The sequence below is a fragment of the Paenibacillus chartarius genome, from assembly GCF_042432825.1.
In the GTDB taxonomy this organism is placed as follows: domain Bacteria; phylum Bacillota; class Bacilli; order Paenibacillales; family NBRC-103111; genus Gordoniibacillus; species Gordoniibacillus chartarius.
In genome coordinates this window covers 13,836-29,708 of record NZ_JBHLWN010000070.1, presented here as the reverse complement: position 1 = coordinate 29,708, position 15,873 = coordinate 13,836, and the positions used below count along the sequence as shown (strand labels likewise).

Sequence of the window (15,873 nt, the reverse complement as noted above, 5' to 3'; positions counted from 1 at the left end):
TATGTATTGCGGCCCTCAAAGGACTGAACCATCAAGCTTCCTTACCGACCAAAATCGTGCCGAGCCGTACCCAAGTGGCCCCTTCTTCAATCGCCACTTCGAAGTCCCCCGACATTCCCATCGACAGATGAGGCGCTTCGTAGCCGAGCGTCCCGCCCGCGTTCAGCTCGTCCCGCAGCCGGCGCAGCTCGCGAAACACCGGCCGGGTAGCTTCCGCCTCGGCCTCAAGCGGCGCCATCGTCATCAGCCCGACGACGCGGATATGCGGCATGTCCCGCAGCTGCCCGGCGAAGCTGTGCAGCTCCTCCGGCGGCAAACCGTATTTGCTCTCCTCACCGGAGACGTTCACCTGAATCAGGCAGTCCTGCACAATGCCGAGCGCCGCCGCCTTCTTCTCGATCTCCTTGGCGAGCGAAAGCCTGTCCAGCGAATGAATATAAGCAAACTTCCCGACAACGTCCTTCACTTTGTTCGTTTGCAAATGCCCGATGAAATGCCATGTTCCCCGCTCGTGGAGCGCCTCCCACTTGGCCTGCACATCCTGCCAGCGGTTCTCCCCGATATGCTCGAGTCCGAGATCCAGCGCCGCCCTCGTCGTCTCCAGCGAAACGTACTTGGTGACGGCGATGACCCGAATGTCGACCGGGTCCCGTCCGCTGCGCTCGGCAGCGGACGCAATGCGCGAACGGACGTATTCGATTCGTTCCTGAAATGTCAGTGTCATTGCGCACGTTCTCCTTGCTTGTTCATACCTTCCGGCCTCCTGGCGATCCAGGCGACCATGCGGCCCGTTCTGCCGCCCTCCTTGCGATGCGAGAAGAAACGGTCGGTGCTGCATCCGGTACATAACATGGTTACTTCGATATGAACCGACAAAATTCCTGCTTTTGTCATCAAAAGTCGGTTTAAAGATTGCAGCCCCAGCTGATACTTGCCGATTTCGCGTCCAGGTGACAAGATCCGAGCCCGGTCTTCTTCCGTCGTCTCAAGCGTATCCAGCAGCGGCCTTACTTTCGCCGCCACCGCTTCGTCGACCTCGTAGCAGCACGACCCGATCGACGGTCCGATCGCCGCCCGCACATGCTCCGGCTTGCAGCCGTATATGTCCGTCATCCGCCGCACGGTCGCCTGTGCGATATTGCCGACCGTCCCTTTCCACCCGGCATGGGCAAGTCCGATCACTTTCCGAACCGGATCGTAAAAATACAGCGGCACACAGTCCGCGTACATCAAATTCAGCGATACGCCGACACGATTCGTAATGAGCGCATCCGTATCCGGAAGAGCGGTTTCCCGGTCGCTTCTGCCTGCGCCAAGCTCCGCGTCCCCGACGACCGCTACATGTGTTCCGTGCACCTGCTCGGCGTACGTCGCCGTCTCGAACGGCACGCCGGCCGCCGAAGCGAGTCGCCTGCGGTTCGTCACGACGTGCTCCGGCGCGTCCTGCACATGCAGCCCGCAGTTCAGCGTTCCGTACGGCGCCTCGCTCACCCCGCCGTGCCGGGACGTAAAGCCTGCGCTTAGCTCCGGGTCGAGCTTCGTCCAGCTCTCCAGCACGTACACGGACGGCTCCTCCGTCCCTTCCGCTTCTTTCCAAACGAACGGTTCCATGCTTGTCCGTCTCCCCTTTGTATGGCCTTTTCCATTCAGTGTACCACAATAAGCGGCAGCGCCGTTAGGCGCCGCCGCCCTAGGCGCGGTACTGCCGATTGAATTCCACGTACGTCGGCTGCTCCTGCTCCTCCGGCTGACGGTACACCCGCGCATCATCAAGCTTAACGAGAACGACGTCCGCTCCGATTTTCACAATGTTCCTCCACGGAATAATAATATCCGTCGAGCCGCCGAACAACCCGAAGAACTTTCCCTGCGTTGGCACAACGATCGCATCGATCCGGCCTTGGCGCAGATCGAGCTCCAGATCGCTCACCTGTCCGAGCTTCCTGCCGTCGACAATATTGATGACATCCTTCGTTTGGAAATCGGAGATTTTCACGTCTGCTCACCACGCTTGTAGAAAAGATGGGGTATCTCGGTTTTAGTATATGAAGAAGCCGGGCATTATTGCCCCTTCGAGACTTGTCCTGTGGAAAAAAGACCCGGACACATGTCCGGGCCGCGGCCGATCAACAGAGTTAGTCTGCGAAAGCGTTCATTACGTCTTTACGTGCTTTTGCATTTGCGAAATTGCCGATTTCTCCAGTCTTGACACCTGCGCCTGCGAGATGCCGATCTCGTCGGCTACCTCCATCTGCGTCTTGCCCTCGAAGAAGCGCATCGACAAAATCATTTTCTCGCGTGAGCCCAGCTTCCGCATCGCTTCCCGGAGCGCTATGCCTTCGATCCACGACATGTCCTTATTGCGCTCGTCGCTGATCTGGTCCATTACATAGATCGGATCGCCGCCGTCGTGATAGATCGGCTCGAAGAGCGAGACCGGGTCCTGAATCGCATCGAGAGCGAACACGACGTCTTCCTTCGGCACGCCGAGAGCTTCCGAAATTTCATAAATCGTCGGTTCGCGCGAATTTTTATTCGTCAGATTATCTCTCACCTGAAGCGCTTTGTAGGCGATATCCCGCAGCGAACGGGATACGCGAATCGGGTTGTTATCGCGCAAGTAACGGCGAATTTCTCCGATAATCATCGGCACCGCATAGGTGGAGAACTTCACATTTTGGCTTAAATCGAAATTGTCGATCGCCTTCATGAGTCCGATACAGCCTACCTGAAACAAATCGTCCACGAATTCGCCGCGGTTGTTGAATCGCTGGATGACGCTCAGGACGAGACGCAGGTTGCCGTTAACCAATTTCTCTCTAGCCGATCGTTCGTTGTTCGTCTGCAGCTGCACGAAGAGCTCGCGCATTTCGGCATTGGTCAGTACGGGCAGTTTTGCAGTGTCGACACCGCAAATCTCGACTTTGTTTCGGGTCACCGTGAATACCTCCCAAGGAGAAACATTAATGTACATTATCTCCTCGAGATGCAATTTTATGCGATGCGAACAGTGATGTAAGCGCTAGCACAAGGACTTGACAAATACGAATGCAAGCCCGCCATGGTTCTGCATCGTTTCCAACGGAAGAAAAAATGAACAGGGTAACCCAGACTGTTCGGGTAGCGTTCTTGCCTTCGAGAAAAATAAAAACGCACAGCCTGCCTCGGCAAGCTATGCGGTCTATCTCATACCATTTTATTAAATTCCTTGCGCAATCGTTTGATGATCCGCTTCTCCAGGCGGGAAATATATGACTGCGAAATGCCGAGCAGATCGGCCACGTCCTTCTGCGTCTTCTCTTCGCCGTCCTGGAGGCCGAAGCGCAGCTCCATAATGATCCGCTCGCGTTCCGTCAGCTTGTCGAGCGCCTTGTGCAGCAGCTTGCGGTCGACCTGCTCCTCGATGTTACGGTAAATCGTATCGTTTTCCGTTCCGAGCACGTCCGACAGCAATAGCTCGTTGCCGTCCCAATCGATGTTCAGCGGCTCGTCGAAAGACACCTCGGTCCGGATCTTGCTGTTGCGGCGAAGATACATAAGAATTTCGTTCTCGATGCAGCGGGACGCATACGTCGCCAGCTTGATTTTCTTCTCCGGGTCGAACGTATTCACCGCTTTAATGAGTCCTATCGCCCCGATCGACACGAGATCCTCAATATTGATGCCTGTGTTCTCGAACTTCCGCGCTATGTAGACGACGAGGCGGAGATTGCGTTCGATCAGCATAGCGCGGATAGCGCCGTCTCCCGTCGACAGCTTCTCGAGCAAATATTCCTCTTCCTCGCGCGTAAGCGGCGGCGGGAGCGCTTCGCTGCCCCCGATGTAATAAATCTCCTCGCCCTTCAGCCGCAGGAACATGAGCAATCGGTACATTTGTAGTTGCAGCCGCAGTTTCCACTTCCAAAGCATGGCAGATCCTCCCGGTAAGCTTCAGCTAGTATTGTCAATTGGCGATAATCGCCGGATGAATAATAGCTTGGTATGCGCAGTCGTGGGACAACGTGCCGCCGTCGAGCCCGATCAGCACTTTCGTAATGTCCCGCACCTGCTCGCCCTGCTTGATCACGACCCGATCAGGCTTCAGCGCCAGCATGAATTGAGTACCCCTTCCGATGCCCCGAAACGGCACTAGCCGCAGTCGATCCTGCCACACGAACGTTTCCTCACCGAAGCCGGCAACGAGCTGATCGACCTCCGAACGGCGGATGCGCTCGAGCCACGCCGGCGGCAGCCATTCCTTCCAGCGATCCGCCTCCATTACCATAACCGGCGTGCGCGTGAGCGGGTCGTACAGCTGATTGCCGGTGTCAATTAAGCCGGTGCATACCGCTTCCACGTCGCCGATCATGATTCTCACCTCGGCGAGCAGCGTTTGCATGTCATTCTTCTTCTTCGTGAACACGAATACGTTGCGAAACATGAAGATGGCGGATAGCGCAAAGACGAACAGCATTCCATACCCAATGTAGAAAATGTTTACTGTCGCAGCTTGGGTAAAAACGATACCGTCCAGCACATCATTCGCTTCAAGAAGAAAATACCGAAGGCCGAATATACAGCCGGCAAACGAAAAGTTAACGAGATAAAACATGCCTATGTCACGCAAGAAATTTTGCAAGCTGGAGAAGCCGAATGCAGTCATAATCATGACGATGGAAAATATAATTTTCACAGCGAACGTATAGAGCATATGAAGATCGGGCAGGAACAGCAGCAATACATAGAAGGCGCCAAGCAATGCAGACAGCGCTATTCGCCACCAAGCTACTCTTTTGTGCCGCGCCCAGGCCGTAGTCGCAAGCACCGCTCCATTGAGGAGCAAATTGGTCAAGAAGATGAGGTCCAGATAGACGATCAAATGCCCGGCTCCCCCCTCCGGCGGTTGAACTCAGTATAAGATAGACGGGCATCAAAGTCTGTCTAATTGCGCCGGGGGGATGTAGGTTTTTTTGTCGAAGGAAGTTCGCCCACATGGAAGGTAATTGAAAAGGCTGCCCCATCTTTTCATAGACGGGACAGCCTCTTACCGATTGCACGTATTTATTTGTCCGTATTGCGGCGATTGCGGAGAAAGGTCGGAATATCGAGCTGGTCGCCCGACGGCTGCGCACCGAACGGCCGCAGGCTCGATGTGCCGCTGCTCGTGCGCGAATCGCCGGCAGACTCGCTCTGGCCCAGCGGACGGCGCGCAGGCGGCGTGGACGCAGCGCGGTGCTCGAAGCCGGTTGCGATAACGGTTACTTTTATTTCATCCTTCAGCGTCTCATCGATAACGGCACCGAAGATCATGTTCACATCCGGATCGGAAGCGGAAGCGACGATGTCGGCCGCTTCATTCACTTCATAAAGCGACAGGTTCAAGCCGCCGGTAATGTTCAGCAGCACGCCGCGCGCTCCTTCGATCGATGTCTCCAGCAGCGGGCTCTGAATCGCCTTGCGGGCGGCTTCGACGGCACGGTTCTCGCCGGTGCCGATGCCGATCCCCATCAGTGCCGAGCCGCGCTCCGTCATGATCGTCTTGACATCGGCGAAGTCAAGGTTAATGAGACCCGGCAGCGCGATCAAGTCGGAAATGCCTTGAACGCCTTGACGAAGCACGTTGTCGGCTTCCCGGAATGCTTCCAGCATCGGCGTCTTCTTGTCGACGATTTCGAGCAGCCGATCGTTCGGAATCAGAATGAGCGTATCGACCTTCTCTTTAAGAGCGGCGATACCTTGCTCGGCTTGCATGGCCCGCTTGCGGCCTTCGAAGGTGAACGGTCTGGTTACGACACCAACCGTCAGAGCTCCGCATTCCCGTGCGATCTCCGCGATAACGGGTGCGGCGCCTGTACCCGTACCGCCGCCCATACCAGCCGTTACGAATACGAGATCTGCACCGCGCAGCGTATTCATAATGAGCTCTCTCGACTCTTCCGCCGCCTTCTTCCCTACTTCAGGGTTTGCGCCGGCACCGAGACCGCGGGTAAGCTTGTCCCCGATCTGCAGCTTGTGCTCGGATTTCGCCGTGTGCAGTGCTTGAGCGTCTGTATTGACCGTAATAAATTCCACGCCTTTGACGCCGTTCTCGATCATCCGGTTCACGGCATTGCTGCCGCCGCCGCCGACGCCAATGACTTTAATTTGTGCCAGTTGGTCCATATCCATATCAAATTCCAACATGCCGGTCTTCCCCCTCATTGTGCAATCAATCTAAATAAATTCGCTCAGCCAATTTTTGAATCTTTCGAACACACCAGGCTTGTCCGGGTTCGACTTGTTCGCTTTAGCCGCAGATTTAACGGTTGGGGGCGACGCCTTCTTGTTATACGACGGCTGACGCGAGCGCATATATTTCGATGCGAATTGGATGACGCCTACGCCGCTAGTAAAAGACGGATCCCGAACACCGATAAATTCAGGAAGCGCAATGCGCACCGATGTCTCCAGCTCATGCTGGGCCACCGCCAGAATGCCCGGCATGGACACCGTTCCGCCGGTCAGCACGTACCCGCCCGGCACGTCGCCATAACCGAGACGCTGCACCTCAGCGCGAATGAGCTGGAAAATTTCCTGAACGCGAGGCTCGATAATATTGGCCAAATCCACCTGAGAAAACTCTTTATCGACATTGCTTCCGATTCGAGTCACTTTGAACAACTGATCCGGGGCCGCATCTTCGACGATGGCACAGCCGTATTTGAGCTTAATCAGCTCGGCCGCTTCCACCTGCGTCCTGAGGCCGATGGCGATATCGTTCGTAATAAATTCCCCGCCGATCGGAAGCGTAGTCGTAGCGGCCAGGTTGCCTTGGTCAAACACGGCGATCGTAGTGGCTCCTGCGCCTACGTCCACGAGTACGGTGCCGATCGATTTCTCATCCTTTGAGAGGGAAAGATGGCCTGCTGCAAGCGACGAGAGAATGAGCCCGCCGATTTTCAGCTCCGCCTTCTCGACCACGCGAATCAAATTGTGAATCGATGTTTTGGCGCCGGTGATGATGGAAGCCTCCACCTCCAGGCGAACGCCGATCATGCCGCGCGGATCGTGAATGCCTTCCTGTCCGTCAACCAAATACTGCTTCGGTACGACCCCGATGATCTCCCGCTCCGGGGGCAAAGCGATGACGCGCGCCGCCTGGATGACCCGATCGATGTCTTCGTCGCCGATCTCGCGGTCTTCATTCGAAACGGCCACGACGCCGTGGCTCGATTGGAGCAAAATGTGATTGCCGGTAATGGCGACATATACGGTATCGATGGTAATGCCGACCATGCGCTCCGCGTGGTCGACTGCGTTCCGGATCGATTGAACCGTCTGATCGATATCGACGATAGCTCCTTTACGAATGCCTTCCGAGTCCGCTGAGCCTACACCGATTATATTAATGGTTCCGCCGGCGATCTCTCCGATAATCGCCCGAACCTTGGATGTACCGATGTCCAAACTGACAATGATGTCGTTACTGCTCAAGCCCGTGGCACCTCCCGTATCCTCATTAAACTTGGGGCTGAGTCGCAAATCTTACGTTACTTATTCCACACAGCGGCGAGATTCCCTCTTTTTTCAACAATATTTTTCAAGTTTCGCGCCGTATACAAAAGTAGCAATGAAAGGGTAAGCTGTAAAAATCCCATAATGATAATTCTAACATGCTTTTTACCAGTTGAGTAGTCTATTTTTTCACAAACGTCAGGCTTACGGGCTCTCCGCCATTCCGGCCAGCACACCGAACAAAGAGACATTCGCACACGATTCACGCGAGGTATGCTCCCGATGCTGATAAATAGCACGACAGCTATCATTCCCAACGTTTCCAATCCTAATCAACTTAGGGGCTTTCGAGAGATTGGCATCAGCCCGACTTCTTGTCATCCTCATTCGCCGTCGCCGGTTTTCCTGTAGGCTTGTCCTGCTCCTTTTGTTGAACAGCGCCGTCGTTCTTATTCGAAGCGTCGGAGCTGCCGCTGCCAAGCGGAGCGTGCGAATCGGTCAGAAGCATCGTGATGACGCCTCCGTGCACGTTATTTTCTTGAAGATTATCCACGATCGAGGGAAGCCGGCCGATCTTCTCCGGCAAATACGATATCGTCGTCTCCACGATGTACTGGGAACGGGTGTACATTTTGATTTTGTCCTCAAAGCCGTTCGTCGGATCCGGTTTGATCTCCGAAATATCGCTCAGCAGCGCTGCCGGAATCATCGACAACGCCGCACACAGCTTGAGGCGGTTCGGGTCGTCGGCCTTCCAGCCGGTCAGCAGCGGCTTGTCCGGAACGGCGCCTGGCTTCTGGAGCGGCGATGTGGAGCCGTCGGCCAGTACCGCCAGCATTTTCCCATCGTCCGCAAGCTCAAAGCCCACCTTCGGGTATTCCTTGACTTCGATGGTGACAAGCCCCGGGAACCGTTTGCGGACATCCACCGACTGCACCATCGGCACCTTGCTGACACTGTTTGCGATGCTTGTCCGGCTGTGAGCAAAATAATGATCGCCCACTGCGATGCCGGAAGCCTTCGCGATCGTTTCCGTAGCGAGAAATTCGTTCCCTTGAATTTCGATCGCGCTGATTTTGCTGAGTGAAGATTGGAAGAATAAGATAACCAGTACCGTCATAAAAAATAGAAATAGCAGCACGAGCAGTTTCCGGTTGCTGCGGCTGCGCCGCTGAGGCTCCCGAAGCACCGGCATGACCCGATCGTCAGGCACTGAACATCCACCTCGCATCATGTGAGAAAAAAACAGAACCCTTATCCTTCCCGCGAACAAAGCGGAAAGGATAAGGAACGAATAAACGAATGAGATCAATTGGACGTTTCCGACGGAACGGCGGCCATACGGCGAATGTTCGCGCCCAGCTTGCTAAGCATTAGCTCGATCCGGTCATAGCCGCGATCAATATGATGAATTTGCTCCACGATCGTCGTGCCGTGAGCGGCCAGACCGGCTATGACCAGCGCAGCGCCGGCCCGCAGGTCGGTCGCTTCCACCGTCGCCCCGTACAGCCTCGGAACACCGCGGATGAAAGCCGAATTCAGATCGATGCGAATGTCGGCGCCCATGCGTGACAGTTCATCCACATGCTTGAATCTGCCTTCGAAGATCGTTTCCTTCATAATACTCATGCCGTCGGCGAGTGTCAGCAGCACCATTACCTGCGCCTGAAGATCGGTCGGAAACGCCGGATACGGCGATGTCACGATGCGCTCCACCGCCCGCGGTCTACCCGAGCAGCTTACTTGTATTATATCATCGCCGACCGTCATTTGAACACCTGCCCGCTTCAGCGCATGAATGACGGACGTCAAATGTGCCGGATTTACGTTCTCCAGCGTTACGCTGCCTCGTGTAGCCGCAGCCGCGACGAGCACCGTGCCAGCGACAATGCGGTCAGGGATAATGGAGTATTCGACCGGCTGCAGCTCGCGCACGCCGCGAATCGTGATCGTATCCGTCCCCGCGCCGATGATGTCGGCTCCCATTGCATTCAAATAATTTTGCAGATCTTGAATTTCCGGTTCGCGGGCGGCGTTAAAGATCGTCGTTACGCCTTCGGCAAGCGCCGCCGCCATCATGATATTCTCGGTCGCGCCGACGCTCGGGAAATCCAGCACGATATCCGTGCCGCGCAGCTGATCGGCCGCACAAATAATCGCGTTCGGCGTTTCTTCGATCTGCGCGCCAAGCGCAGAGAGGCCTTTGAGGTGAAGATCGATCTTCCGCTCGCCGATCGCGCAGCCTCCCGGCTGGGATACGTGCACACAGCCGAAGCGCGCCAGCAGCGGTCCCATCAGGAAGATCGACGAGCGCATTTGCCGCATCAGTTCCTCGGGAACATGGAACGAAACGGCCGTAGCGGTATTGAGGGTAATCGTATCGCCTTCCAGCTCGGCTTCGCAGCCCAGCCCTTTCAAAATTTGCAGCATCGTACGAATATCGAGCAAATCCGGCACATTACGGAGCGTATGCACGCCGCCGGCCATCATGCTTGCGGCTAGAATCGGAAGCGCCGCGTTCTTGGCGCCGTGAATGCTGATCGCTCCAGAAAGAGGTCTCCCGCCTTCAATGAAGAGCTTCTCCAAAGTTCCACCTCCGAGTTTACCGCTCTCCCACCACCAGTACTTCCGGATTCAGCCCAACGCCGAACTTTTCCAGCACGACGCGCTGTACTTCCTCCATCAGGGAGAGAACGTCGCTTGCGGTCGCTTGCCCGGTATTTACGATGAAATTGGCATGGAGCGTCGACACTTCGGCTCCGCCGATACGAAAACCTTTCAGACCCGCGTCTTCGATCAGCTTGGCGGCGAAATGGCCTTCCGGGTTGCGGAATACGCTGCCGGCACAAGCCAGCTGCAGCGGCTGCGTCCGCAAACGCCGGTCCTTGTAAGCGGCCAGAGCTGCCGCAATCTCTTTACGGTCGCCATGCTCCAGCTTGAATTCCGCCTCCGTGACGATGCCCTTCAAATCATGATGCAGTACAGAGTGCCGGTAAGCATACTGCAGCTGATCGCGATTCAGCGTTGCCAATTCCCCATTCTCCAGAACAAGCTCGGCTCGCGTCAAAATGCGTGACACATCCGACCCGTGAGCCCCTGCGTTCATATAGACGGCGCCTCCCACCGATCCGGGAATGCCGCCTGCGAATTCAAGCCCTGTCAATCCTTCCTTGCCCGCCATTACCGACAGCTTGATGAACGAATAGGCGCCGCCTGCAACCAGTGTCGTGCCATCAATATGCAGCGTATCCAGAGCAGGGCCGAGCTTCAGGACAAAGCCTCTTATCCCCTTGTCGCTGATCAGCATGTTGGAGCCGCGTCCGAGCACCGTCCACGGTTCGCCGAACCGATGCAGGATGCGAACGGTCTCCGCCAGCTTTTCTTTGGTTTCAGGGATGAGCAGTACATCGGCGGGACCGCCGATCTTCCAAGTCGTATATGCGGCAAGCGGTTCATGAAGTTTGATTTCACCGATTGACGCTGCCTGTAATGCGGCAATTACGGATGACATGAGCTAACCTCCTTCACAGACCGCAAGGGGACCGAAGCTTCGCCGCTGCTCAAGCGGTGAAGCTTCGAAATTCACATTCGGGCGGCGCCTTGGATGGTGGCCACGCATCGCAATAGCGCAGCTCCGAATGCCTTGGGTGTCTGTCACGGTTATAGTGTAGTTTATGTAAGAGCCCGGAGAGTGTGACAATAGCCTAACCAATTCGTCGGATAAGCAAGAATTAGGCGCCTGCCGTCTGCACGATCAGGCCGAGCACCGCTTCCGTTCCGCGGTCCGCTCCCCCGCCTTGCATCGCCTTGCGCATCTCGTCCGCCCGCGCTTGCAATTGTTCAATGCTTGCAACAAGCGTCCGAGGCTCCAGCTCTTCCTCCGGCAGTACGGCGGCATAGCCTTGAGAGCGGAACGATTCGGCGTTCAAAATCTGGTCCCCCCGGCTCGCTTGACGGGAAAGCGGGATGAGCAGCATCGGCTTGCGCAGCGTCAAAAATTCAAAGATCGAAGTCGAGCCTGCGCGGGACAATGCAATGTCCGCCATGGCCAGCAGATCGGGAAGCTCATCCTTCACATATTCGAACTGCTTGTAGCCGTGTTTGCCCTCGAGCGACGGGTCGAGATGGCCTTTGCCGCAAATATGAACGATTTGCAAACGCAGCAGCAGCTCTCCAAGCGACGCCCGCACCGCTTCATTGATCTTCTGTGCGCCCAGCGAGCCACCCATCACGAGCAGAACCGGCTTCTGCCGGTGAAAATCGCACAGCTGCAGCCCCCTCGCCGCACTGCCCTGCAGCAGGCCGTCGCGGATCGGAAGTCCGGTGCAGACGGCCTTTCCGCCTTTAATATGCTTGAGCGTCTCGGGAAACGTGACGCATACTTTCGAAGCGAACGGAACGGACAGCTTGTTGGCCAGTCCCGGCGTCATGTCCGATTCGTGAATCAGCACCGGTATGCCCCGCATCTTTGCGGCGACAACAACGGGAACGGACACGAAGCCCCCTTTGGAAAAGACGACGTCCGGCTTCAGCTTGCGAAGCAGGACGTAAGCGTCGAGAACCCCTTTGGCAACCTTGAACGGATCCTTGAAATTTTTAAGATCGAAATAACGACGCAGCTTGCCGGAAGAAATCGAATGGAACGGAATCTTCTCGTGCCGGATAATATCTTTCTCGATCCCGGTGCTTGAGCCGATATACTCGACCCTCCAGCCGAGCTCCCGCAGCCGTGCGATCAGCGCCAAATTCGGCGTTACGTGGCCGGCGGAGCCTCCGCCGGTGAAGACGATGGTACGCATGGAATCCGTTCACCTCGAATATCGGGATATATTTAGAAGTATTCCTATGGATGCGAGAATGAGCGTGAGCGACGAGCCGCCGGCGCTGACGAGCGGCAGCGTAATGCCGGTGACCGGAAACGCGCCGATCACGACGCCGATATTAATGATGACTTGTACGGCAATCATGCCGGTAATGCCTACCGCGAGCAGCGATCCGTACGTATCGGGGGCCGTTACGGCCGCCCGCATGCCACGCCAGATCAGCAGCAAGAACAAGAGCAGCACCGTCGACGCGCCTATAAAGCCAAGCTCCTCGGAAACGATGGAGAAAATAAAGTCCGTTTGCGGCTCGGGCAGGTAGCTGTATTTCTGGCGGCTCATGCCGAGGCCGAGCCCGACGAGACCGCCGGGTCCGATCGCATAGAGCGACTGAATGATCTGATAGCCCGTACCGAGCGGATCGGACCACGGATCGAGAAAGCCGGTAATCCGCTTAAGCCGGTAAGGGGCGGCGATGACCAGTCCGACAAAGCCGGCCACCCCGACGAGCGCCAGCATGCCCAAATGCTTGATCCGTGCGCCTGCGGTGTAAATAATGAGCAGCGAAGCGCCGCACATGACGGCGCCGGTGCCAAGGTCCGGCTGAAGCATAATGAGACCGAAGGCGAGACCCATAAGCCCGAGCGGCGGCAGCAACCCCTTCGTGAAATGCGTTATGCCGGACTGCTCTTGCGACAGCCACTTGGACAGGAACAAGATCATACCCATCTTCATGAATTCCGAAGGCTGTATGCCGAACGCGCCGATGCCGAGCCACGAACGGGCCCCCCCGCGCACGACCCCGATACCCGGAATGAGTACGAGTACGAGCAGTACGAAGCAAACGATCAAAATTAGCTTTGCATACTTCTTCCATACCCAATAATCCACATTCATCGTAAAAAACATCGCGCCGATGCCGAGCGCGGCGAACAACGCCTGCCGCTTCAAGTAATAGAAGGAGTCGCCGAACTCGCGGAAGGCGAGCACGGCGCTCGCACTGTACACCATAATAACGCCGATCGTCAAGATGAGCAAGGTAGCGGCAATCAAGTACAAATCGGGCGCAGAACGCGCTTTAGCCATATCCGGGACACCTCTGCCGTCGCATACTGGGGCGGCAAACCTCTCGGACAAGCTAAGCTTGTTTACCGCCCTACTTCAATTTATGCACGGACTCCTTAAACATGCGTCCTCGAATCTCGTAGGAAGCGAACATGTCCCAGCTGGCGCATGCCGGCGACAGCAGCACGATGTCACCGGGCCCGGCCATGGCGTAGGCGGCTGCTACCGCTTCGGCAACGGCGTCCTCTGCATGTTCACCATTATCGACGGTTTTGCGGCTCGTTAATCCCGCCAGCTCCGCTACCCGGTCCAGCTTCGCGCGCGTCTCGCCGAGCGTAACCAGTCCCTTCACCTGCGTCCGGAATGCAGGCAGAAGCTCCATATAATCCGAGCCCCGGTCAAGCCCGCCGGCGATGAGGATGAGCTTCCGGTCGAACGCATCGATCGATTTGAGCGTCGCTGCCGGATTCGTCGCTTTCGAATCGTTATAGAAGGTGACCTCTCCCACTCGGCGCACCCATTCGAGACGATGCTCGACACCGCGGAATTCGCGCAGCACCTTGGCGATGGAGCCGAGATCCGCGCCTGCCGCTATGGAGACCGCCGCTGCGGCAAGCGCATTTTCCACATTGTGGCTTCCTTTAATGCCGAGCTCCGCTGCGTCCAGGATAGGGTGTGCAATACCGTCTCGATCGCGATACACTAACGTAGCGTCCTGCTGGAAGCAGCCGTAGCTCAGCTCCTGCGTTCGCGAGAACGGAAGCAGCTTGGCCTGCACCGACGGCGCCAGTCGTTTGCATACTTCGTCGTCCATGTTCAGCACGGCCGTATCGGCTTCCGTCTGGTTCGCAAACAGCTTCGCCTTGGAGCTTATGTAATCGTTCATATCGCCATGATAGTCGAGATGCGTCTCATAGATATTGAGCAGGCAGGCGACGGCCGGGTGAAACTGCTGCGTGCCTTTAAGCTGGAACGAGCTCAGTTCGACGACCATCCGGTTGTCCGCCGTCGCTTCCTGGGCCGCCTCCGTTAAGGCACGGCCGATGTTGCCGGCTACGATCGGCTTAAGGCCTGCTTCCTCGAGCATAAGTCCGATCAACGTCGTTGTCGTCGTTTTCCCGTTGGAGCCGGTAATTCCGATGATTGGCGCCTGGCAGATGCGAGCGGCAACCTCCACCTCGGTAACGATATCGATCCCAAGCTCGGCCGCCTTCTGCAGCGGTTCGATATGGTAAGGGATGCCCGGATTTTTCACGACGAGCGCTACGCCCGGATGAATCAGGCCTTCCGGATGGGAGCCGCATAACACAGAAATGCCCAGTGCCTCGAGCTCTTCGGCTTCGGGGCACTGGGTTCGTTCTTTTTTATCGTTTACGACGACGGTCGCACCGTAATCGTGAAACAGCTTGGCTGCCGCAACGCCGCTGCGGGCCAGCCCCAGAACGACGATGTGTTCGCCTTGATAGTCGCGCGGATGCTTCATACGTATTAGAACACCTCGTTAATATAGAGTCCGATACCGGCTAAGACGAGCCCCGAAGCCCAGAACGTCAACACGACGCGCCACTCGGACCAGCCGACCAGCTCGAAGTGATGGTGAATCGGGCTCATGCGGAAGACGCGCTTGCCTCTTGTCTTGAACGATACGACTTGGATAATAACCGACAGCATTTCCATGACGAACACGCCGCCGATAACGATAAGCAGCAGCTCCGACTTGGTCAAAATTGCCGCAGCCGCCAGGCCGCCTCCGATGCCGAGCGAACCGGTGTCGCCCATGAACACCTTGGCCGGATGCGCGTTGAATACGAGGAAGCCGAGTACGGCCCCGATCATCGCCGCACAAAAGATCGCCACTTCGGGCATCGTATTGTTCATCGCGATGATGGCATACGCGCCGAAGGCGATCGCCGCCGTTCCGGCCAGCAGGCCGTCCAAGCCGTCGGTGAAATTCACTGCATTGGAAGCGCCGAGCATGATGATGAACACGAACGGCAAGTACAGCCAGCCCATCGGCAGCTTCACGTCGAAGAAGGGAATCGGCAGATCCATGCTGTGCCCCTGCTGCACGAGCAGCACGCAAACGATGACCGACACGATAAATTGTCCGAGCAGCTTCTGCTTGGCCGTCAAGCCTAGCGAGCGCTTGAACAAAATTTTGATGTAGTCGTCCAGGAAGCCGACCAGACCGTATCCGAGCGTAGCAATGAGCAGAATGATAAGATCCATATTTTTGTCGGCAAAGCGGATAACCGCCAGCGTCAAGGCGAGCAAAATAATAATTCCGCCCATAGTCGGGGTGCCGGATTTCTTCTGATGGCTCTGCGGGCCTTCCGTGCGGATTTGCTGGCCGAACTTCAATCTCCGCAGCATCGGAATGAACAGGGGCCCGGCGATGAGCGCAATCAGAAATGCCGCACCCATCGTTAATAAGATCACTTTGAGATCCACGTCGGAATCCTCCAATGTTTGGGATTGCTTAACAAGATTCGTAGCATCATTCGTTTTAAAGGGA

15 protein-coding genes are annotated in these 15,873 nt (G+C 56.4%); all 15 read right to left on the bottom strand.

The genetic code is table 11. The features are described from left to right. Positions 1-31: 31 nt before the first annotated feature. A complete protein-coding gene (locus ACFFK0_RS17210; protein WP_377471521.1) occupies positions 32-724 on the bottom strand; it encodes a YggS family pyridoxal phosphate-dependent enzyme in 693 nt (230 codons plus the stop codon). After that, positions 721-1,611 carry a peptidoglycan editing factor PgeF gene (pgeF, locus tag ACFFK0_RS17205; RefSeq protein ID WP_377471519.1) on the bottom strand — a complete coding sequence of 297 codons (891 nt, stop codon included), beginning with the start codon at positions 1,609-1,611 and terminating at the stop codon, positions 721-723. The genes ACFFK0_RS17210 and pgeF overlap by 4 nt, the downstream gene beginning before the upstream one ends. 79 nt (positions 1,612-1,690) lie before the next feature. Then, positions 1,691-1,996, bottom strand: coding sequence for a YlmC/YmxH family sporulation protein (locus ACFFK0_RS17200; protein WP_377471518.1), 306 nt, complete (start codon positions 1,994-1,996; stop codon positions 1,691-1,693). Positions 1,997-2,155: 159 nt separating this feature from the next. After that, on the bottom strand, positions 2,156-2,938 hold the full coding sequence (sigG, locus tag ACFFK0_RS17195) for an RNA polymerase sporulation sigma factor SigG (protein ID WP_377471517.1): 783 nt from the start codon (positions 2,936-2,938) through the stop codon (positions 2,156-2,158). A 248-nt stretch (positions 2,939-3,186) separates the two neighbouring features. Then, on the bottom strand, positions 3,187-3,909 hold the full coding sequence (sigE, locus tag ACFFK0_RS17190; protein WP_377471516.1) for an RNA polymerase sporulation sigma factor SigE: 723 nt from the start codon (positions 3,907-3,909) through the stop codon (positions 3,187-3,189). Between the two features lie 34 nt (positions 3,910-3,943). Beyond that, positions 3,944-4,858 (bottom strand): sigma-E processing peptidase SpoIIGA, encoded by a 915-nt coding sequence (spoIIGA, locus tag ACFFK0_RS17185; RefSeq protein ID WP_377471515.1) that lies wholly within the window; start codon positions 4,856-4,858, stop codon positions 3,944-3,946. Positions 4,859-5,040: 182 nt separating this feature from the next. Continuing rightward, positions 5,041-6,162, bottom strand: a complete 1,122-nt coding sequence (gene ftsZ / locus ACFFK0_RS17180) for a cell division protein FtsZ (RefSeq protein WP_377471514.1) — start codon at positions 6,160-6,162, stop codon at positions 5,041-5,043. 30 nt (positions 6,163-6,192) lie between these two features. Then, positions 6,193-7,452, bottom strand: coding sequence for a cell division protein FtsA (ftsA, locus tag ACFFK0_RS17175; protein WP_377471513.1), 1,260 nt, complete (start codon positions 7,450-7,452; stop codon positions 6,193-6,195). 382 nt (positions 7,453-7,834) lie between these two features. Further along, a complete protein-coding gene (locus ACFFK0_RS17170; RefSeq protein ID WP_377471512.1) occupies positions 7,835-8,686 on the bottom strand; it encodes a cell division protein FtsQ/DivIB in 852 nt (283 codons plus the stop codon). 95 nt (positions 8,687-8,781) lie between these two features. After that, positions 8,782-10,059 (bottom strand): UDP-N-acetylglucosamine 1-carboxyvinyltransferase, encoded by a 1,278-nt coding sequence (gene murA, locus ACFFK0_RS17165; RefSeq protein WP_377471511.1) that lies wholly within the window; start codon positions 10,057-10,059, stop codon positions 8,782-8,784. Positions 10,060-10,075: 16 nt separating this feature from the next. Next, on the bottom strand, positions 10,076-10,984 hold the full coding sequence (gene murB / locus ACFFK0_RS17160) for a UDP-N-acetylmuramate dehydrogenase (protein WP_377471510.1): 909 nt from the start codon (positions 10,982-10,984) through the stop codon (positions 10,076-10,078). Positions 10,985-11,204: 220 nt separating this feature from the next. Then, complete coding sequence (gene murG, locus ACFFK0_RS17155) at positions 11,205-12,272, bottom strand: undecaprenyldiphospho-muramoylpentapeptide beta-N-acetylglucosaminyltransferase (protein WP_377471508.1); 1,068 nt, start codon at positions 12,270-12,272, stop codon at positions 11,205-11,207. A gap of 9 nt (positions 12,273-12,281) precedes the next feature. Next, positions 12,282-13,379: a stage V sporulation protein E gene (gene spoVE, locus ACFFK0_RS17150; protein ID WP_377471506.1), complete on the bottom strand. Its 1,098-nt coding sequence runs from the start codon at positions 13,377-13,379 to the stop codon at positions 12,282-12,284. Between the two features lie 70 nt (positions 13,380-13,449). Beyond that, on the bottom strand, positions 13,450-14,841 hold the full coding sequence (gene murD, locus ACFFK0_RS17145) for a UDP-N-acetylmuramoyl-L-alanine--D-glutamate ligase (protein WP_377471505.1): 1,392 nt from the start codon (positions 14,839-14,841) through the stop codon (positions 13,450-13,452). A 5-nt stretch (positions 14,842-14,846) separates the two neighbouring features. Beyond that, positions 14,847-15,809, bottom strand: a complete 963-nt coding sequence (gene mraY / locus ACFFK0_RS17140; RefSeq protein WP_377471504.1) for a phospho-N-acetylmuramoyl-pentapeptide-transferase — start codon at positions 15,807-15,809, stop codon at positions 14,847-14,849. Positions 15,810-15,873 lie beyond the last annotated feature (64 nt).